The following is a 20,352-nucleotide window of genomic DNA, read 5'->3' as shown; positions in this document are numbered from 1 at the left end:
TGTTTCGAATGAAAAAATATAGAAGAAGCGATGATTTGTGAGTGCTAGCGAGAGTCTGATGATAAAGGATTGGGATCATGCCTTAATTCGAGTTCGTGACAAGTAACATGGCGTGCTTACCGTATGATGTAACGTGAGGTATCTTTTCATGCTTCTCGGTCTCCTTTCTCTTCTAGGGTTGCGGTAGGCTTGATTTGCTTCTTTAAGTCACGCATCGTGGAAAAAAAATTACAGATCGCGGAATTGTCGCCGTATTCATTGAGAAGTGTAAGAACCGTAGTTTCGAAAGGGAAAGCGAGATATCGCGTGGGGTGGATTGCGATCTTTCTAGCGATGACGTTTGCAACATTTAAATACTTTCCTGGAATGGAAGTACCGCGGGAACTGTGGAACGTCGCCCTGTTTTTGTTTCTGCTGGGACCCTATGCACTCTGGAAGCTGAGAAATGGATTCCGCTTTACGAGTCTGGAGCTCTATGTCATCGTGATATTGACCACGATTCCGGCGATTTCGGCTTTCGCCGCCCATCAGGAATTTGGGCAGCCCATTCTTTACGGCGTACTGGCTAAGCGCAACCTGGTATTGTGTGGCGGGGCGCTGGCTTTGCTTTACCTGCTACGTCGAGGGAAGGTGGGAGTTGGGGAGATTGAAAAAAGTCTCCTTCTTCTGGTGTGGGCGACGTTGCTGCTTTATCTTTCGATTGACCTAATATTTGACCCTGCTGATTTTGCGGACGAATATAAAAGTTTTGCTAACTCTGAATCGAAGTGGGAAAAAGCGGCGTTCAAGTTTGCCCCTGAGTTTATCATCTTTGGTTTCTTTTATTATGGATTTCTTGCCTTTCGTGAGCGGCGGAATAAATATTACCTATACGCATTCGTGCTGCTCTTCTATTTGTTGATGACGGGTCAGAGGACGATGTTGCTCTCGGTGATCCTGTCTTTTCTTATCTTGATTTATCGATTTGGCTCCCTGCCTCGATTGGTAGTATACGTTCCGGCTTTGTTGATGGGTTTCGTTGCTTGCTTGTCGCTTTATTATATTTATGATCCTGATCAATTTATTTTCCTTCTGGAGAAATTTCAAGACGCATTTACCGTGCTCCTGACCGGCGAGGAAAGCAACGACGTTTCAGCGAATGCGAGAATTTCGGAATTTCAGTTGGCGAGGCCGTATGCCGAAAAGCACTGGTTTCTGGGAAATGGCGACATCAGCAACCAATGGGAAGGTGGATATGAAGGCATCCTCGGAGAGTATTTTCACCCATCGGACATTGGTTGGATCGGAGTTGTCTATCTATATGGGATCGTGGGGTTTATGCTGTTCGTGGTGCAATTTCTGTTCGCTATTCGGTATGCGCGGCAGATCAAGCATGGAAAATACGGGAAGTTGGTTGATGCGATTCAAGGATTTTTGCTTTATTATTTTATTATTTCGATGGTGACTGGGCATTTTGTGCATTTCCCGCAAGTCAGTTTGATGTTCATTGCGTTGCTTTGTCATATCCGGTATGAGCCGAGTGAATGCCTTCGTCGAATGTGGATGATATCGTGATGAAAACACGAACCTGCGTAATCACCATCAACTTCCGGAACTTCAAGGACACTTATGAAGATGACTTAGAGTTTTCGCTGAGTAGGAGGCGGTTATGAAGCAGCTTCGAACCTATGTCATCACTGTCAACTACCATGGGTCGGCAGATACCGCCAATTGTCTGGCATCGCTCGAGCGATCCACTGTCCCGGTCAAAACAGTGGTGGTGGATAATACGCCTGATGATCCCGCTCTTGAAAAGGCGCTGTCCCCTTTTGAAAACATCAAACTGATTCGAGCACCGGAAAATCTGGGATTTGGTCGGGGTAACAATTTAGGCATTGATTGGGCCCTTCAACAGCCAGATTGTGAATATATTCTTATTCTGAATAATGATGCCACCATCAAGGCGGATGCGATCAAGCGCATGGAGGCGGCGATGGACACCCACCCAGAGGCCGCGATCGTGACGGCCAGAATCGTGCTTGCGGAGGATGAATCGAAGCTTTGGTATGGGGGTGGGGAGGTGGATTGGCGGCGCGGCGGAAGTCAGGTGCCTGGAGTATTGGGGCCGGCCGCTGCGCCACTGGCGATGCAGTCGCGACATGTTTCTTTTGCCAGCGGGTGCGCCATGCTTGTCAGAAGAGAGGTGCTCGAAAGATATGGGGGCTTCGATGAACGCTATTTCATGTATGAGGAAGATTTGGAGCTCGGATTGCGTCTGACGAATGAGGGTTGGAAGATTTGGTATGAACCGTCAGCCATTATCGTGCATAAAGGGCAGGGCAGTCTGCGACGGGAGCAGGGTAGCCGGTTTATTGGGGCTTGGATGCCCGACAATCCTAACTTGTCCTTTTATGCCTACCACATTATGAAAAACAGACTGCTGACCATGAAGCAGTACATGAAAGGGAAGGATCGGATACGGTTTTATGTCTATTTTCCGCTGTTTCTCTTGGCAAAACTGTTCAGGTTTGCACTTCATCGCCGATGGAGGGCGATCCAGGCTATGTATGATGGTTGGCGAGCGTACAGAGATGAGATACGAAAGGCCATGCCATGAGCCATTGGGTTGAAACGGTTAAAAAAGACCTGGAGATGTTTCGTCTTGTTCATCCGGAGAAGGGGCTCTTCAAGTATCTTTATTTTCCGGATTTCAGGGCGGTGCTGTTGTTCAGGCTCAGCCAGTTGTTGTATGGCAAGCGCATCAGTCGTCCGTTGGCTTACCTGTGCACCATGCTCAACGATCTGGTTCACGGTGTTTGGATAGGGCCAAGAGTAGAGGTTGGTCCTGGGCTGTTCCTTGGACATCCAAGGGGGTTGGTTGTCAATCCGGGAACCCGGATTGGATGCTATTGCTCGATCATGCAACGCGTGACCTTGGGAGGGCCGAATGTCACAATAGGCAATTATGTAGAGATCAATGCAGGCGCACAGATCATTAGTAATGCGCGCGGTGAAAGGCGGCTCAACATTGGCGACAATGTGATTGTTGGCGCCGGTGCGGTAGTGGTGAAAGATGTGCCCGCAGGAAGCGTGGTGGTTGGTGTTCCGGCAAACATCGTAAAGACTATTATGCCTTCTGACAATTGGGTCGAGTTCAGAAAGAGAAGGAATATGGAAGATGGGCGGAACATATGAGGAGGGCACTGCCGCTCCTGAACGCTCTGTTAAGAGAATATTCGGAAAACTGTGCCAACTTGTTGCCCGCAAGATGCCGTTGATTCCGGGCAAGGTGCGAGTGTTGCTGCAGAGGGTGAATGGAGTGCATTTTGTGGATTGGCACTCGGTCTTTCTTGGTGAAGATGTCTTCTTCGACGACATCTATCCCGAGAATATCTTTGTGGGTCGCAATGTGCGTATCACGGCTGGCGTGCGAATCCTGACACATTATTTTGATACAAGATTTCAGCCGACACCAGAAAGGCCATTCCGTTTTTATCAGGGTAAGGTACATATCGGTGACAATGTTTTCATCGGTGTCAATACAGTGATCGTCAAGCCGGTGAAGATTGGCGAAGGATCTGTGATTGGAGCCAATTCGGTGGTGACGCGCGATATCCCTGCCAACGCAATTGCCGTAGGTTCACCAGCAAGGGTGGTGGGTATGCGCCCTCCTATGAAAAAGATTGTAGAGATTCAAGGGTGAAGTGCAAATTGAGTAATGCAGGTCAGAAAGTGCTTGAGGAGCATCCATCCATCATTAGCCGTGAACTGAACCGAAACCGCAGACGGTGCGGCTACACGCCGAAGCAGGCGCATCGGCGAATGGGAAGCCGACACGATCACCGGCGGGAATCGCCAACAGGCCATTGTCAGCCTGGTCGAACGCAAGACTGCTACCGCCGTTAGCGATGCCGTGACCCGACTACTCAAGCCCTACTGCTCCAAGGTGCACACCCCCACCTCCGACAGGGGGCAGGAGTTTGCCAAGCACGAAGCGATCAGCAAAAGGCTTCAAGCGGGCTTCTACTTCACCCACCCTGATGCGTAAGGGGAGCGAGGCACCGAACGACAACACCAGAGGACTGATCCGTTGGCACTTTCTCAAGAACCGGGGCTTCCATATCGGACACGGTCGTCAGAAGAATCGAGACAAGTATATGGAAAGCTTTGATTTGCGAAACCCACAATGACTAATTTTTTTATATATTAATGGCTAAAAAGCCTATTATTGAGCATGCAAAGTCACTCAAAATGGTTGAAAGATGAATGCTGCCATTGTCAACATGGTATTTCCGGCGTTTCTATTTGCGAAGTATGTCCAAATGGTGTGGCAGGAGCTCTGGGATGACTTACAGAGTGGGGGAGGTAAGCAATTATAAAAAAGAAAAAGACTATGCTTGCACAGCTTGATCATTTATATTTGCAAGCGCGTCCCGCGAAAGTGATCGCTCGCTTGATTAGTTACGTGCTATTTGAAGGAAGGCCTATAACTACCCGTGGACGCTGGATCAATCCTTTGGTCTTTTCGCATTTTTTCCTGGAGAAGAAACTTCCGCAATTAAAAGAAGTTCGAGAGCCATTATTCATCCTCGGTACCGGACGGAGTGGTACGACGATATTGGGCACTGTGCTTTCCATGCATCGGGAAGTTGGATTTCTCAACGAGCCAAAGGCATTGTGGCACGCGATTCATCCCCATGAGGACGTGGTAGGCAATTATAGCCGAGGACAAGCCCGCTATCGTCTGGGGGTTGATGATGCAACGGATGAGGTGAAAAGGAATGCTCACAGGCTTTTTGGTGCGTATCTTCGCTTCGTGCGTTCCGCACGCCTCGTAGATAAATATCCCGAGTTGGTCTTTCGTGTGCCGTTTGTGAAGGCGATCTTCCCAGACGCAAGGTTTCTATTTGTGGTGCGGAATGGCTGGGATACTTGTGCATCGATCGATCAATGGTCTTCGCGTTATGGAGTGAGGGTGCAAGGAGAGAATCACGACTGGTGGGGTGTGGATCGACGCAAGTGGAAGCTGATGCTAAAAGAGTTGATTGAACCTGATCCTATTTTTGCGGGTGCTTTGGATACGATTCGGCAACTGCAACGAGATACGGACATGGCAGTAGTGGAATGGGTTGTCACCATGCGGGAGGGGTTACGGTGCCTGAAAGAGAATCCAGATTGCATGCGCATGGTCCGCTACGAGGATCTGGTCGTCAATCCGCGGGCAGTCTTACGTGAAATCGCCACTTTTGCCGAATGGGGAGAAGACGAAGTCTTTTTGCGTTATGGAGAGACGGTACTTCGTTCTGCCCCGCGACGGGCGGGGTTTGAGATGCTTGCAGAATTGCGTCCTTTATTCGACGAGACTATGCGGGCCGTGGGGTATCGCATTGAATGATAAGAACATAAAGGTTGCAATCATCGAGCCTGTCGGAGGTCATGGTGGCATGGATTATTACGACTTCGGCCTCGGCGGCGGTTTGGCTGAGGAGGGCGTCGATGTGGTGCTCCATACCTCCGATGAAACACCGATCCCAAAGGCAGCGGCTTTTTCGGTGCACCCGATTTTTCGAGGGATCTACGGGCCGGATCAGGTCTGGCGCCGGGCTGTACGCTTTATTTGGGGGAGTTTGATGGCGCTCGGTGCCGCCGTTGTGGAACGGCGCAGGGTGGTTCATTTTCATTTCTTTCATGTGGGCATACTTCAGGCCATGCAGATTATGCTGGCGCGTAGCCTGTTTCGTCGGGTGGTCGTCACTGCCCATGATGTCGAGTCATTCGTGGAAGGCCTGGAGACACACGGTTTGAGCCGCAGGGTCTATCGCTGGGCAGATGGGGTCATTGCGCACAATCGAGTCAGTCAGAATGAACTCGTGGCGCGGCTTGGGGTAAAGCCAGACAAGATCGCGGTGATCCCGCACGGTCATTACCTGCACATGCTCCAGCCCTTGCCTCCGATGGGGGAGGCGCGGCATCGGCTTGGACTTCCAGGTTCGGCAAAGGTGTTGCTCTTCTTTGGCCAGATCAAGCAGGTGAAGGGATTGGATGTACTGATCGAGGCCATGCCTGAAGTGCTTCGCAAGCATCCGGATGCCGTCCTGGTGATCGCTGGACGGCCGTGGAAGACCGATTTTTCGGCTTACGCCAGACGTATCGAGGAACTGGGAATCGGCGACCGCTGCCATCGTGACATCCGCTACATTCCGGACGCAGAGGTGTCGTTCTATTATGGGGCCTGTGATTTGGTGGTGCTCCCTTATAGGCGCATTTATCAAAGCGGGGTGGTGTTGATGGCAATGAGTTATGGCAAGCCGGTACTTGTGTCCGATTTACCCGGCATGACCGAGATCGTGCGCGACGGAGAAAACGGGTTGGTGTTCAGGCGCGAGGACCCCAAAGACTTGGCCCGACGCTTGAATGCAGTTTTGGAGGAAAAGGCTTTGCTGCAAGCCGTCGCCGAGAAAGGTCTGGCGTACGTCCGTGCGATACACGACTGGCGCGAGATCGGGAGACGCACGGCGGCGGTGTACCGTGCCTTGTTAAATCTTCCAGCTTGAATGGAGGAATCCAGTGTATTTTTTCCAATGGTGGAATCGGAAGCACGTCGTGGTATCGGCGTTGGGGTTGTGGATATGGGGCTGTTCGGCTATCGCTGCACCGGCGCCGATCCGCGGTTTGCATGTCGTCACCAAGGCCGTTCCCTTGGAGAAGGTAAAGCACTGGATCGATCAGGCCGCGGAGGCCCAATTCAATACGTTGATTTTGGGCGTTGGCTGGGGCGGCAGCACGAAGCTGAATAGTATGCCGTGGGTTACCGAGGATACGGCGTGGAGCCGGGAACAGTTGCTCGAAGTGGTGAACTATGCGCGTGGCAAATCGCTGGAAGTGATTCCGAACCTTCCCTTGCTGACCCATCAGTCCCAGTTCTTGGGCAACTCTCATCCTGAGTTGCTTTATAACTCCGAAACCTACGATCCGCGCAACCCAAAGGTTTACGAGCTCGTATTAGCGGTATTGGAAGAAGTCATCAATCTTCTCCACCCCTCGGCCATCCACATTGGGCACGATGAATTGTATGGTAGCGCCGAAAGACCGAAAAATTGGAAAACGGGCGAGGCGCTTCTGCCGGCGGAGTGGTTTCTCAGGGATGTTCATCGGATTCACGACTACCTTGCGCAGCGCGGCGTAGAAACCTGGATGTGGGGGGATATGCTGATCGCGCCTGAGGAGTTCCCAGAAATGAATCGGGTTTTTCTCTTGGGCGGGGTTCCCGGCTACGGCGCGACCTTGCGGCGGCAATTGCCCAAGGACATCGTGATCTGTGACTGGCATTATGACGAGAAGCTGGACGGTTTCGATTTGGCGGCTCCAGTGGAGTCTTTGTCGCGACTCTGGAAAAGGGAGGGAGCGCCGAAAACTCCGGAATTCCGAACGATCGAAGCGTTTCGGCAGGATGGATTCCGGGTGGTGGGGGCGACGTTCGAGAAGGAGGCCACCACCCGGGCGTTCAGCGCCTATGCCGCGCGGCATGGCGCTTCCGGGATGATGGCAACGGTCTGGTTCGATATCTGGAAAGACCCTTCGATCGTGGATCAGATCATCGAGACCTCGGGTGATGCGTTTGTCGGAGACTTTCCCGATGGCCCATAAAACGCTGAGTCTGGCGTTTCTTGGTACCCGTGGCATTCCCGCCCAATACGGGGGCTTCGAGACTTTCGCTGAGGAACTTGCGGTTCGGCTGGCCGAGCAGGGCGTTTTGGTGACCGTGTACTGCGAAAAAGGGCCGGCTGAGGCGCTTGGAGTATACCGGGGAGTGAAGCTAGAGTACGTGCCGGCGACCCGTTGTGGTCCTTTGACCACGGTTTTATTCGATCTGCGTTGCCTGTGGAGGGCTCGCAAGAACCACGATGTCGTCTATATGCTCGGGTATGGCGCGGCGGTATTTTGTTTCCTGCCCAGGCTTTGGGGGTGTAAGGTTTGGTTGAACGTCGATGGAATCGAATGGCGGCGTGCTAAATGGGGGCGGGTGGCGCGGAGCTATTTCAAGATTATGGAGTTCTTCGCCACGCGTGTTCCCGATCGGGTCATCGCCGATGCAGAAGGGATCCGGCAGCACTTGCTGCAACGCCACAAGCGCTTGGCGCCTTGTTCGGTGATTCCTTACGGAGCGCCGGTGGTCGAGTGTCCACCCGATGCAGACCTGCTTCGGTCGTGGGGGGTGGTGCCGAGGGGGTATTACCTGGTCGTCTGCCGTCTCGAGCCGGAGAACCACGTCAGGGAGATCATCGAGGGATTCCTTGCGAGTGAGACTTCGCACCCCTTGCTCATCATCGGCGATCACAGCCGCAAATCCGATTATGTTTACGCCTTGCGGGGTTATGGCTCGGATCGAGTCAGGTTCCTCGGGACCATTTTTGACCTGGAGAAATTGCAGTCGTTGCGCTATCATGCCGTGGCCTATTTTCATGGTCATTCTGTCGGCGGGACCAACCCATCGTTACTGGAAGCGATGGGCTGCGGCAATCGAGTGCTTGCGCACGATAATTGCTTCAATCGCGAGGTGCTGGGCAGTAATGGCTGGTTTTTTCGCCAAGCAGATGATATTCCAGAGCTTGTGCGGAGGGTCGAGGGACTTTCAGCGTCTCAGTCTGCCGAGATGAGTTGGGCAGTGCGGGAGCGGGTGCGGTTGCATTATAGCTGGGACCGTATCGCTGCCGACTACCTCCGGCTCTTGGAGTCTGAGCGAAAGACGCCGGCTAATCCTGATTCGATGTCTAGTCTGTCCGATATGCCTTGAAGGAAGAAGGTGTTCCCTTCGTCCTCGGAGCAAGAACAATGTCTCGGAATTGGATCTCGAGCGCCACCCCAGTCCCAGACGCTGACGTGCAGTGGGAAGTGGGCTCGAGTGTCCGCATCGGAATCCACCGAGCTAAAGGTGGAGCCCGGCCATGCGGGGTCGAAGACGCGTGAACCCCGGCTGTTCTAGAATTCAACGTCAGTCAAAAAAATTCTTGACCAACTCTTGAAGCAGTCTTTTCGACGTGCCAGTACTGACGGAACCTGGGCGGCCATCCAGGCGCATGGATCGCCGCTGGCGGTTGCCATCAGCGAGCCGGACCGGGGTATCTACGATGCATTGAATAAGGGGATTGCCCGCAGTACGGGGGATGTGATCGGTTTTCTGCATGCGGATGACATTTATGCCCACGATGGGGTGCTTGCGCGCGTTGCGCAGGCGTTCACTGATCCGTCGGTGGATGCGGTGTACGGTGATCTGCTGTATGTAAGCAAGGACGATACGTCGAAGGTGATCCGCCACTGGAAGGCAGGCGCATTTTCGCGGCGCAAGCTCTCCCGAGGCTGGATGCCGCCGCATCCTACCTTGTATGTCCGCCGGGCGGTTTATTCCCGGATCGGCGGATTCGATACGGCTTACCGCATTGCTGCGGACTATGACTTCGTCTTGCGGCTATTCTCACAGCCCGATCTGAGGACGGTCTACGTCCCCGAGGTGTTGGTGAAGATGCGGGTGGGAGGGGCTAGCAACCGTTCTGTGCGCAATGTCCTTCGCAAGTCAGGTGAGGATCTGAAGGCCTTGCGCGGCAATCGGATCGGAGGCGTGGGGGCGCTGATGTGGAAAAACCTGAGCAAGCTGGGCCAGTTTCTCTGACGTGTAGGTTCAGGAGAACCTGTTGATGTGGCAATCCTGTCGTTCGGCGAGGCTACGCCCACGGTAGGGCTCCGCTTGCCACGCCGTTCAGGAAAGCATGGTCCGCATCGATGCTAATCGGCAGCCTTGATCCGTGTCGAAGATTTCCGGCGCGCCATGTCGCCTAACGGGTTCTCCCGGGGTCCGGCAAACGGGTGGTTGAGGTGGAGTTCGTCGATCCGTCGCATGAGCGTCAGGTCGCCCTTTGAGCCCGGCTGATGCCGGCAATACACCAAAGAGCAGGAGATTCCAGCAATTCCACTGGCGCACCATAGGAAGCTTATCGGACCGGACGATCATCGTTTTGCGCTCGCATCGCCCACGCGACCGATCGCGGCTGCCAAAAAATCACGCCCTCGATCGCTGCCCAGGCTACCTTAGAGCCTCGAAGACCGCCCAGTGGTTTCTTCTCTTTCGTTTCATCTTCATGTTCTCTTTTTTCATGCAGGGGCGGTGACTAGCACAGAAACTTCACTCAAGCAGCTGTCCGACTTTCCGTGGCCGCCTCCGATTCCTGAGGGGGGGCAAGCGGTGCGCCGGATAGTGGAGGCGTTGGCAGGCCCGGGAGGGCGCTGGGACCGCGCTTCCGGGGATGGTGCGTAGGGGGTCGCGCCGAGACGACATGCGCATCCGGCCATTGAATTTTTTTTTCCCCCTTCTACAATGGTCCACGCTGTTGTTTTTTTTCTCATCCATCACTTTTTTGGGGGGCCCCATCATGAAGGTTGCATTCACTCGACTCACGATGATTTTTGCTTTGGCATTGCCGCTGACGTTGGCGGCGGTGGCTCCAGCGGCCGCCAATACTTCGCTATCGGATGCTGACAAACAGCTTATCCGAGACACACGGCAGGCGGTCGGGGATCAAACCAAGGCCGATCTGGCAGCGCTGAAGGCTGATCTTCTCGCCGGGAGGATCACCAAGGAGCAGTACAAGGCCCAGGCTAAGGAAATTCAGGCCGAACAGAATTCATTGCTGTCAAAATTGGACAACAGGGCCAAGGCGGCTGATGTCGCAAGAATACTGAAGGAGATCAGGGATAATCCTGAGGGTGCATCCGACTCTGCGAACCATTCTGGCGGACAGTGGCGAAATTTTATCGTGGGGTTGTTGGCCTTTTTGTATCACCACTGCGGAGAACTTCAACCTCCACTATTTTGCGTGAGTCGGGGCTGATCTCGTTCAACAGCGGCGACACCCGCCGGGCCGATGCTCCGGCGGGTGTCGTTGTTGCGTTTGGCACCGAGTGATCGTGGCTGCTTTCGCTGAAAAGAGCCTGTTCATCGCCCTACTAGGCCTGCTCCTATGGCTGCCGTTGCCATTGGGTAGTAACCGTACATGGGCGGTTTTTCTTTTTTCGGCCATGGCGTTTATATTGGGAGCGTTATGGCTTCTGCTTCATGCCCACGGTAGGGCTCCGCTTACCACGCCGTTCAGGAAAGCATGGCCCGCATCGGTGCTGATGGCCGCGTCGTTGCTTTGGGCGGTTTTGCAGGATATGCCTATATCGCCCAGTTGGATCGAGGTGTTGTCCCCTCAGGCGGCGCGGCTGTATTCCTCCTTGGCGGAGGTGGTTGAGCCAGGGGTTACCGCAGTAATCAGTGTAGACGCATATTACACTCGTCTCGCGGCGTTCAAGGGTTTGGCCTACCTCATCCTGTTCGCCTTGCTCCTCCTGCTCGCACGTGGTCATCGTCAAGTGACGTGGCTGGCCTATTCGCTCGTTGCCTGTGGTGTGCTGGAGGCTTTGTACGGGTCCGCAAAATCTTTGACCGGACTTGAGTTTGGTTTCTTTGGTCAAGAAGTCGCCAAGGGCGTGGCGACCGGCACATATGCCAATCGCAATCATCTTGCTGGGCTCCTGGAGATGACGATAGCCGTCGGCATAGGATTGCTGATCGCCGGCAGATTTTCATCTCCTGGGCATGGCTGGCGGGATTGGCTGCGGGGCGCTGCGGGCTTTCTTCTCAGCAACAAGGCGCCGCTTCGCATTGCGGTCGTGATTATGGCCATTGGCCTGGTGCTGACCCGCTCCCGGATGGGGAATGTTGGATTTGCAACGTCGCTGAGTATTGCCGGCGCCCTTTACCTGCTGATCGCTCCGTCATCGCGATTTTCTGCCGGGATGATTTTGGCTATGCTGGCAAGCATCGTCCTCATTGATCTTCTTGTCATTGGGAGTTACTTTGGCATCGAAGAAGTGGCCCGGCGGCTCGAAGAGACGAGTGCGACCGAAGCGTCAAACCGGGTCGATCTCTATGATTACGCGATGCCCTATGTACGGGATTACCTCCCGTTCGGTTCGGGGGCGGGTTCCTTTTTTGCGGCATTCCTCCCTTATAGCGGCCAGGAGGTTATTAAACAATATGCCCACGCCCACAATGATTATCTGGAGTTTCTGGGGGAGTGGGGCGTTGTTGGGTTTACAGCCATGGGCCTTGCGGTGGTTCTAAGCCTGGCTGTTGCAGTGTCCGCGCTGCGTCAGCGGCATGATGCCTTGCTGCGGGCCATGGGTTTTGCTTCCTTCATGGGGATAGTGGCGCTATTGATACACTCGTCTGTTGATTTCAATTTGCAGATTCCGGCGAATGCGGCTTTCTTCGTGGTGCTCATGGCGCTGGCCTGGATTTCCGCTTTTTGTCATCAGCATGACCCTGCCAGGGCGTCGACAGGTCGACACGCCGAGGACGAGCATAAACCTCCACGAAGGAGGCATCAGTGAGAGCAGGCCACGTACCCTGCGCCCGCCTTTTGGCCTTCTTGTTTGGGGGGCTGGCCTTTTCCCATGGCGGTGGGGCGTCCGCGGAGAGTCCGAGTTCGAGCGCTGCCGGCGGATATGGTTCGTACACATCTCCCCTCGTATCCGGTGGTGGGGATAGTCCCTACCTGCGCACGCGTCCCATACTGGACACGGGGGATGCGCCGACGGAGGGGGCGGGCTGGCTGGAAGGGTTCCGGCTGCCACTGTTGACGCGGATTCGCCTGGGTGAATACTACGACGACAATGTCTTCTACAATAATCTGAATCGCCGGTCGTCTTTCGTCACCATCGTTAATCCACAGTTCCTGGTGCCGATGCGTTTCGGCAAGCAAAATTTGGGGCTGGCCTATTCGTTTCGCGGCAGCATTTATGAAAATGCCTCGCAGAATAATTATGTCGATAATTATCTGAATGCTTTTTCTGATCTGGAGTTCAACCACCGCGCCAGGTTGATGCTGAACGGTAGCCTTGTTTTCGCCCATGATCCGATCGGTACGATGTTCAGCCAGGGTAATGTGGTCAACTTGTTAAACGAACCCAATGAATGGCATGAAGGAACCTTCGGAGCCCAATTCCGTTACGGAGCCGACAAGGCAAAGGGCCGTATCGACCTTTACTTCAATTTTGTGAGCAGGACCTACGACAACCATCCTTTGCTCACCAAACTAAGAGACGTCAACGGCTATACGCTCGGTGGGACATTCTATTACCGGGTGATGCCCAAGACGTCGTTATTGGTCCAAATGGACCAGATTTTTTCGGACTACCAGTATACTCCGCCGGGGGCGCCGTCACTGGATAGCCTCCAAGGGCGTTATCTGGCGGGCGTTCTCTGGGAGCCGACCGCAAAAACGGCCGGTTCGCTCCGTGCGGGATACCTGACCAAGGACTTCAGCAATTCATCGCTGGGGTCCTTCGGTTTGCCGACCTACGAAGCCGCGGTTTCCTGGGCCCCCCAGACCTATTCGACCTTCCGGCTTGCCGCGTCGAAAACGGCGAACGAATCGGTTTATCTGGGGGCAAGTTTCAGCGACAGCCAATATTATGCATTATCGTGGAACCATAGTTGGCTCGAACGCTTCAGCAGCCGGCTTGAAGTCAATGCGCGCGAAGACAAGTATCAAAACTCTGATATCAACAACAGGGGCTATGGTATATTTGCTGGTTTTTATTATAAACCGCAACACTGGCTGACGACGGGTCTCAACTATTTCTACAATCAACGACATTCGACTCAAGATCAATACGATTATGACAGGAACATGATAGAGCTGAGTTTGCAGATGAATATGTAGGTTTCTTTGCCAGCTCGCGGTCTGGCCGAGCCTTTTCTCTTTGCCGGCCCGGCGATATGTCGAAACGGGATCGGACGGAAGAAAGCCGATATGCAACGGATTATCTCTTTGGGTTGTTTTGTGCTGTTTGTTTTGATTTCATTCGGTTCCTTTGGCGAGGAACGTCCGGCGGTCTCCGACTACCGCTTGGGTTCGGGCGATCTGATCAAGATCTACGTTCTCAATGAGGAGAACCTCAGCATGGAGGTCCGCCTGAGCGATGCCGGGACTATTTCCTATCCCTTTTTAGGGGAAATTCACGCGTTGGGCCGCACCGTCGGCGAGCTGGCGGCCCAAATCACCCAGGGGCTTAAAGGGCCTTATTTGGTCGATCCCAAGGTTAGCGTCAGTGTGATCGAGTATCGGAAGTTTTTCATCGGGGGCGAGGTCAAAGCGCCGGGAGGTTATCCGTTTCAACCGGGTCTCACCATACAAAAGGCGGTCGCCTTGGCCGGGGGCTTTACGGAAAGGGCTTCGAGCGACATCGTGGTGATCCATGAGGATGATCCGACGCAAACGCCGGTCGAGGCGAATGTGTTGACGCCGGTTCGTCCGGGCGATGTCATTACCGTCAAGGAAAGTTTTTTCTGAGCCATTCCACGCCTTGCATCCTTTCATCTCCCGTCGCCGGTCATGACTGACAAGAATATCTACTCGCCGATCATTCAGAACAATATACCGCAGGTACTCACTATTCCTCATGACGGCGGAGGCTATCAGCCGGAGGAAGAGGAGTTCGATTTGCGGCGATATTGGAGTGTCATTCGCCGTCATCTTTGGGGCATTCTCGGTCTGGCAGTTTCGGTATCCGTTCTGACCTTGCTGATTCTGCTGTCAATGACGCCGATTTTTCGGGCCACCGCAACCCTGATCGTCGAACCAAAAGAGCAGAAAGTTGTTTCTGTGGAGGAGCTTTACGGGGTCGATACGAAGAGTAAGGAGTATTACCTCACTCAGGTGGAGATATTGAAGTCCCGCGCGATTGCAAGGAAGGTGATCGAAAAATTGAATCTGACCTCGAGCCCTGAATTCATCGACGACGACGAAGAAAAGGACGCTGGGGATCGCGCCGAAGAGATGGGGCCGGTGGGACCTTATGGCCCGCAGATTCCGACTCAAATGGCAGTCGCGAAGTCCGGAGCCTTGCAGGAAGGGACCGGATCCGAGGATGACTCGGAGACGGGAGGGTCGTGGTTGGACTTGGGAAGCTGGTTTCCGTTCGGGGCATCGCAGTCGTCCGCCGTCGACATGGCGGAGCGAGATCCGGTCGATGCCGTGGTCGACAAGTTTCTGAAGCGGCTGAATGTCACTGGTGTCCGAAATACTCAGTTGGTGCAAATCTCCTTCGATGCAGCCAGCCCGGAATTGGCCATGCGCGTCGCAAACGCGGTTTGTGACGCTTATATCGACGCCAACTTTGAGGCCCGTTCGGAAGGCACGCAATTGGCTTCCAAATGGCTGGCCACTCGTCTGGAGGGATTGCGCCAGAAATTGGTCGAATCCGAGCGCCGTTTGCAAGCCTATCTCGAAAACCAGAAACTCGTGGACATCGCGGGCGCTTCCTCATCCGGCATGCCGTCTTCAGGGGTGTCGTCGTTGAGCGCCAGCCAGTTGAGCGATCTGAATGCCAAATATATCGACGCCCGAAAGGTCCGGCTGGAAGCAGAGACGCTTTACAGCCAGATCGCCAGCCTGGGCGGCCAGGTGCCGGACAATATCGAGAGCATGCCGGCGATCTACGGCGACGAGACCGTGCGCGATCTCAAGCAACAGGAGCACGAGGCACTGACGCGCGTCAACGAGCTGGCCAGCCGCTACGGCGCTCAGCATCCGGAACGGGTGACGGCGGAGACGCATCTCGAGTCGATACGTGCCGCCTTGAAAAAACAGGTCGCCAGCGTGGCCGGCCGGCTGAAGCAGCAGATCGCCGCGGCCTACGCCAATGAGAATGCCTTGGCCGGCCAGATCGATTCCATCAAGAGCGAGCTGCAGGGGATTGCCCGGAAGGAAAGCGTATACCGCGAACTCCAACGTGAAGTGCAGTCCAACCGCGAGCTTTATGAGATGTTTTTCAAGCGGCTCAAGGAGACTTCCGAGGCGGGCGACCTGCAGCCTTCCAACGCACGTGTCATGGACGCGGCGGTTCTGCCCAAGTTTCCAGTCAAGCCAAACAAGAAGCTGGGGGTGGCCATCGCTTTCGTCCTGTCCCTGATGGCCGGGGTGGGTCTGGCTTTCCTGCTCGATTTCATGGACAAGTCTTTCCGGAGTTCGGAGGAGGTGGAGCAGAAGCTGGGGCTTCCCTTGCTGGGCTTGGTGCCGCTGGTGGTCCAGAAACAGAAACGCGGTGTCAAAGAGGATGTCTCGAAGGCATTCCTGGAGGATCCTCGTGGCATGTTCGCCGAATCGGTGCGCACCATTCGTACCGGCATCATGCTGTCGGCGCTGGATGACCCGCGCATGAGCATCCTGGTGACGTCCTCCGTCCCCGGCGAAGGGAAATCCTCGATATCGATGAGTCTGGCCTATGCGCTTGCGCAGCTCAATTCCAGGGTGCTGGTGGTGGAGGCGGATCTGAGGCGGCCCAATCTGGCCAAGCGTTGCGGCTTGTCCGCCAAGATGCCCGGGCTTTCGAACCTGGTGGTGCAGACCGCGACTCTGGAGGAGTGTATCCATCATTACGACGCGGGTCATATCGATCTGATGCCGGCCGGGCTCATTCCGCCGAATCCGCTGGAATTGCTGTCGTCTCACCGCTTCGCGGAAGCGATGGCGGAACTCGAGAGCGAGTACGATGCGATCATCCTCGACGCGCCGCCGATGCAGCCGGTGAGCGATGCGCTCGCCCTGTCCCGGCTGGTCCGGTCGGTGATTTACGTGATCCAGGCGGAAAAAACGCCGGTGCACATGGCGCGCTCGGGCATCGACCGGCTGCGCAAGGTCCGGGCGCCGCTGACCGGCGTGGTCTTGAGCCAGTTGAACATCGAAAAGAGTAGGCGCGGCTATAGCAGCTATTACTATGGCGACTACTATTATGGGAGTTATCAGCAGGAAGGCGCCCACGAGTGAGAAACGTGTCACTGGGTTGTACCAGCAAGACTACCGTTTTGGAGCGTTGCATTCCCATGATCGACCTTCATTGCCATCTGTTGCCGGCCATCGACGATGGTCCGGAAAATCTGGCCCAGGCGCTGGAGCTGGCCCGGCTCGCGGCGGCGAGCGGAATCCGGCGGTCGGTGATGACGCCGCATATTCAGCCGGGGTGCTGGGACAACGACCAGCCCGGCATCGAGCGCGCCTTCCGGGCGTTTCAGGGTGAGCTCGAGCGCGAAGGCATTCCGCTGGAAGTCGGCATGGCGGCGGAAGTGCGCGTGTGCGCCGAGATCATGAGCCTGCTGGCCCAGGACCGGATTCCCTTTCTCGGCGAATACCGGGGAAAGCGGGTCATCCTGCTCGAATTCCCCCATGAACAGATACCCGCCGGTACCGACGCACTGGTGCGCTGGCTGTTGAAGCGCGACATCCTGCCGATGATCGCCCATCCGGAGCGAAACAAGGCGGTCATCCGCGATTTCAGCAAGATATTCCCCTACGTGGAAATGGAGTGCCTGTTCCAGGTCACCGCCGGTTCGCTGGCCGGGCAGTTCGGCGAGCGCTGCGAGGAGCGAGCCCTGCAGTTCCTCGAGGAAGGCTGGATCACGGTGGTGGCTTCCGATGCGCATAACGTGAAGTATCGTCCCCCCAATCTGGGAGACGGGCGGGATGTGGTCGAGCGTGTTGCCGGTCCGGAAGTGGCGCAAAAACTGGTGGTCGACAACCCGAGCGAAATTCTCGGGTTGCGGATTCCCTAACTTCTGAGTCCGCATGTCCGCTGTCCTGCGCATCCTGGTGTGCTATCTGCTGGCGGGTGGCTTGTTTTTTCTTGCGTGGACGTGCCTGAAAGGCTTTAAAGCCGCCGTCTATTCGATTCAGGTGGGCGCGGTGTTCAATGCCTGGGCGGCGAGGCCGGATAAACCCCCTTCAGACGGCGAGATGAAGCGGGTCGAGCGGGCGCTCCGCGAGGCGAGCGTCCTGGATCCACAAAGCCCCGTGATTCATGAGCACTTGAGCCAGTTATACGTGTGGCAGGCCACGCGGGATGGTGTCGATTCGGACGTCGTTGCCGCGCTCGGCGCCAAATCCCTTGCCGAAGCGCGCAGGGTCGTCTCGTTGCGTCCGGCCTGGCCCATGGCGTGGGCACGTCTACTGAGCTTGAAGGCAGGCTTCGATCTTCCGGATGCGGAATTCAGCCGTTCGTTGGAGCGAGCCACGACACTGGGGCCGTGGGACCTGCCGACCAGCAAGGTGGTGGCGGCCGCGGTGCTTCCGATCTGGGAGGAAGTGTCCCCGGAGGATCGTCAGATTGCGGCAAACGCGGCGGTTCGCGGCCTTCGACAGGACTCGAAGCAGATGCTGCCGATCGTGCGCGAATCCGGCAGACTTGTAGAAGTCTGTGCCGCTATGGCCGGCCAGCCCGAGCTTCACCAGCGAGTCTGTGCGGACGTGATCGAATAGATGGCCGGACCGCACGGCCCGAACAAAGCGCTTCAGGGCTGAAACACTCGGATCCGGCGGGGTTGGATCACCACCTCGTCGCCGTGCTTGATGGCGTGGCGCCCGAACGCTTCGCGGCTCAGTTCCGCTTCCACGGCGCCCTGGCCGTCCTTGCGCTCCAGTTCTACCCGCACGGCGTTGCCGCGCCGCCGGATGTCGCGGACGACGGCGGTGATGCCCGCTCCGTTTCCGCTCGCCGAGCCGATCTCGATTTCGTGCGGCCGGGCGAAGAACAAGGCTCGCTCCGCGTCCGATTCCGCTGTGCCTGCCAGGTCGATGACCGTCTCGCCGATGTGGGCGCGGCCGTCGTGCACCCGGCCGTGGAACAGGTTGACGTCGCCGATGAACTGGCACACGAAGGGCGTGGCGGGATGGTCGTAGACCTCGTCCGCCGAACCGACCTGTTCGATCTGCCCGGCGTTCAGCACCACGACCCGGTCGGCCACTTCCAGCGCTTCTTCCTGATCGTGGGTGACGAAGACCGAGGTGATGTGCAGCTCGTCGTGCAGCCGCCGCAGCCAGCGGCGCAGATCCTTGCGGACCTTGGCGTCCAGCGCGCCGAAAGGTTCGTCCAATAGCAGAACCTTGGGCTCTACCGCCAGGGCGCGGGCTAGCGCGATGCGCTGGCGCTGGCCGCCGGAGAGCTGGCCGGGATAGCGGTCGGCCAGCCAGTCGAGCTGGACCAGTTCCAGCAGCTCGTGCACCCGCCGCCTGATGTCGGCTTCGGGCGGGCGCTGGGCGCGCGGGCGCACCCGCAGGCCGAAGGCGATGTTCTCGAACACGCTCATGTGGCGGAACAGCGCGTAGTGCTGGAAGACGAAGCCGACCTGCCGCTCGCGGACGTGGCGGTGCGTCGTGTCCTCGCCGTGGAACAGGATCTGCCCGCTGTCGGCGGCCTCCAGCCCGGCGATGATGCGCAGCAGCGTGGTCTTGCCGCAGCCGGAGGGACCGAGCAGGGCCACCAGTTCGCCGGAACCGATGGTCAGGTCGATGCCCTTGAGGGCCTGGAAGCTGCCGAAGGATTTGCTGATGTGGCGGATTTCGATGCTCATGGTCGGTTCAGTCTCATTCAGTCTTGGTCTTTGGCAGCGTCGACCTGCTGGGCCAGCCGCCACGCCAGGCCGCTCTTCAAGGCCAGGGTGACCAGGGCCAGCATGGCCAGGAGCGAGGCGACCGCGAAGGCGGCAGCGCCGTTGTATTCGTTGTAGAGAATCTCCACGTGCAGCGGGATCGTGTTGGTGGCGCCGCGGATGTGGCCGGACACCACCGACACCGCGCCGAACTCCCCCATCGCCCTGGCGTTGCAGAGAATCACGCCGTACATCAGGCCCCAGCGGATGTTGGGCAGCGTGACGTGCAGGAAGGTCTGCCAGCCCGAGGCGCCCAGCACCAGCGCGGCCTCTTCCTCTTCGGTGCCCTGTGCCTGCATCAGCGGGATCAGCTCGCGGGCGACGAACGGCACGGTGACGAAGATCGTGGCCAGCACGATGCCCGGCACCGCGAAGATCAGCTTGATGTCATGGTCGTGCAGCCAGGGCCCCAGCCAGCCCTGCATGCCGAACAGCAGCACATAGATCAGGCCGGATACGACCGGCGACACCGAGAACGGCAGGTCGATCAGCGTGGTGAGCAGGTTCTTGCCGGGAAATTCGAACTTGGCGATGGCCCAGGCCGCGGCCACGCCGAACACCGTGTTCAGCGGCACCGCGATCAGGGTGACCAGCAGGGTGAGTTTGATCGCGGCCAGGGCCATCGGGTCCACCAGCGCGGAGACATAGGTCTCCCAGCCCTTGGCGAAGGCCTGGACGAACACCAGCGCCAGCGGCATCAGCAGGAACAGGGCGAGAAAGACCAGGGCGGCGGCGGTCAGCGACCATCGGACCCAGGGCGCTTCGCCGCGGGCGGCGTGATGGACATGGTGGACGTGCGAGGCGAAGGTGAGCGTTTGTGCGGACATGGCAGCGGGTTCGGTCGTTGAGCC

At 56.4% G+C, this 20,352-nt stretch carries 18 protein-coding genes; 16 read left to right on the top strand and 2 right to left on the bottom strand.

Annotated elements, in window-relative coordinates:
* Window positions 1-216: 216 nt before the first annotated feature.
* The 16 genes from GNH96_RS12235 to GNH96_RS12160 all read left to right on the top strand — a co-directional run bounded on the left by GNH96_RS12235 (window position 217) and on the right by GNH96_RS12160 (window position 18,332).
* Window positions 217-1,554, top strand: a complete 1,338-nt coding sequence (locus tag GNH96_RS12235) for an O-antigen ligase family protein (protein WP_169603936.1) — start codon at window positions 217-219, stop codon at window positions 1,552-1,554.
* A gap of 94 nt (window positions 1,555-1,648) precedes the next feature.
* Entirely contained in the window at window positions 1,649-2,596 is a 948-nt protein-coding gene (locus tag GNH96_RS12230; RefSeq protein WP_169603935.1) for a glycosyltransferase family 2 protein, read from the top strand.
* Window positions 2,593-3,174, top strand: coding sequence for a serine O-acetyltransferase (locus GNH96_RS12225; RefSeq protein ID WP_169603934.1), 582 nt, complete (start codon window positions 2,593-2,595; stop codon window positions 3,172-3,174). The genes GNH96_RS12230 and GNH96_RS12225 overlap by 4 nt, the downstream gene beginning before the upstream one ends.
* The gene (locus tag GNH96_RS12220) at window positions 3,158-3,682 is read left to right on the top strand and encodes an acyltransferase (RefSeq protein ID WP_169603933.1); all 525 of its coding nucleotides are present in this window, start codon (window positions 3,158-3,160) and stop codon (window positions 3,680-3,682) included. The genes GNH96_RS12225 and GNH96_RS12220 overlap by 17 nt, the downstream gene beginning before the upstream one ends.
* Before the next feature lie 690 nt (window positions 3,683-4,372).
* Window positions 4,373-5,374: a sulfotransferase family protein gene (locus tag GNH96_RS12215; protein ID WP_223163421.1), complete on the top strand. Its 1,002-nt coding sequence runs from the start codon at window positions 4,373-4,375 to the stop codon at window positions 5,372-5,374.
* Between the two features lie 49 nt (window positions 5,375-5,423).
* Complete coding sequence (locus tag GNH96_RS12210; protein WP_169603932.1) at window positions 5,424-6,533, top strand: glycosyltransferase family 4 protein; 1,110 nt, start codon at window positions 5,424-5,426, stop codon at window positions 6,531-6,533.
* Between the two features lie 13 nt (window positions 6,534-6,546).
* Window positions 6,547-7,626 (top strand): family 20 glycosylhydrolase, encoded by a 1,080-nt coding sequence (locus tag GNH96_RS12205; protein ID WP_169603931.1) that lies wholly within the window; start codon window positions 6,547-6,549, stop codon window positions 7,624-7,626.
* On the top strand, window positions 7,616-8,773 hold the full coding sequence (locus tag GNH96_RS12200; protein ID WP_223163420.1) for a DUF1972 domain-containing protein: 1,158 nt from the start codon (window positions 7,616-7,618) through the stop codon (window positions 8,771-8,773). Before GNH96_RS12205 ends, GNH96_RS12200 begins: the two co-directional genes overlap by 11 nt.
* A 225-nt stretch (window positions 8,774-8,998) precedes the next feature.
* Window positions 8,999-9,646, top strand: coding sequence for a glycosyltransferase family 2 protein (locus GNH96_RS12195; protein ID WP_223163419.1), 648 nt, complete (start codon window positions 8,999-9,001; stop codon window positions 9,644-9,646).
* Window positions 9,647-10,307: 661 nt separating this feature from the next.
* Window positions 10,308-10,862 carry a hypothetical protein gene (locus tag GNH96_RS12190; RefSeq protein WP_169603930.1) on the top strand — a complete coding sequence of 185 codons (555 nt, stop codon included), beginning with the start codon at window positions 10,308-10,310 and terminating at the stop codon, window positions 10,860-10,862.
* Between the two features lie 76 nt (window positions 10,863-10,938).
* Window positions 10,939-12,408, top strand: coding sequence for an O-antigen ligase family protein (locus GNH96_RS12185; RefSeq protein WP_228719843.1), 1,470 nt, complete (start codon window positions 10,939-10,941; stop codon window positions 12,406-12,408).
* Window positions 12,405-13,742, top strand: coding sequence for an outer membrane beta-barrel protein (locus tag GNH96_RS12180; RefSeq protein ID WP_169603929.1), 1,338 nt, complete (start codon window positions 12,405-12,407; stop codon window positions 13,740-13,742). The genes GNH96_RS12185 and GNH96_RS12180 overlap by 4 nt, the downstream gene beginning before the upstream one ends.
* A 90-nt stretch (window positions 13,743-13,832) precedes the next feature.
* The gene (locus GNH96_RS12175; RefSeq protein ID WP_169603928.1) at window positions 13,833-14,372 is read left to right on the top strand and encodes a polysaccharide biosynthesis/export family protein; all 540 of its coding nucleotides are present in this window, start codon (window positions 13,833-13,835) and stop codon (window positions 14,370-14,372) included.
* 42 nt (window positions 14,373-14,414) lie between these two features.
* Entirely contained in the window at window positions 14,415-16,847 is a 2,433-nt protein-coding gene (locus GNH96_RS12170) for a GumC family protein (protein WP_169603927.1), read from the top strand.
* A 56-nt stretch (window positions 16,848-16,903) separates the two neighbouring features.
* A complete protein-coding gene (locus GNH96_RS12165) occupies window positions 16,904-17,629 on the top strand; it encodes a tyrosine-protein phosphatase (RefSeq protein WP_169603926.1) in 726 nt (241 codons plus the stop codon).
* Window positions 17,630-17,642: 13 nt separating this feature from the next.
* Complete coding sequence (locus GNH96_RS12160) at window positions 17,643-18,332, top strand: hypothetical protein (RefSeq protein ID WP_169603925.1); 690 nt, start codon at window positions 17,643-17,645, stop codon at window positions 18,330-18,332.
* Window positions 18,333-18,364: 32 nt separating this feature from the next.
* On the opposite strand, the gene GNH96_RS12155 is transcribed toward GNH96_RS12160, so the two are convergent.
* Both GNH96_RS12155 and cysW read right to left on the bottom strand, forming a co-directional pair.
* Window positions 18,365-19,423, bottom strand: a complete 1,059-nt coding sequence (locus GNH96_RS12155; RefSeq protein ID WP_169603924.1) for a sulfate/molybdate ABC transporter ATP-binding protein — start codon at window positions 19,421-19,423, stop codon at window positions 18,365-18,367.
* A 17-nt stretch (window positions 19,424-19,440) separates the two neighbouring features.
* The gene (cysW, locus tag GNH96_RS12150; protein ID WP_169603923.1) at window positions 19,441-20,328 is read right to left on the bottom strand and encodes a sulfate ABC transporter permease subunit CysW; all 888 of its coding nucleotides are present in this window, start codon (window positions 20,326-20,328) and stop codon (window positions 19,441-19,443) included.
* Between the last annotated feature and the right edge of the window lie 24 nt (window positions 20,329-20,352).

Origin of the sequence: Methylococcus geothermalis, assembly GCF_012769535.1 — a bacterium.
GTDB classification, from domain to species: Bacteria; Pseudomonadota; Gammaproteobacteria; order Methylococcales; family Methylococcaceae; genus Methylococcus; species Methylococcus geothermalis.
The sequence above is the reverse complement of the archived record's forward strand: the minus strand, read 5'-3'. Positions and strand labels throughout refer to the sequence as shown.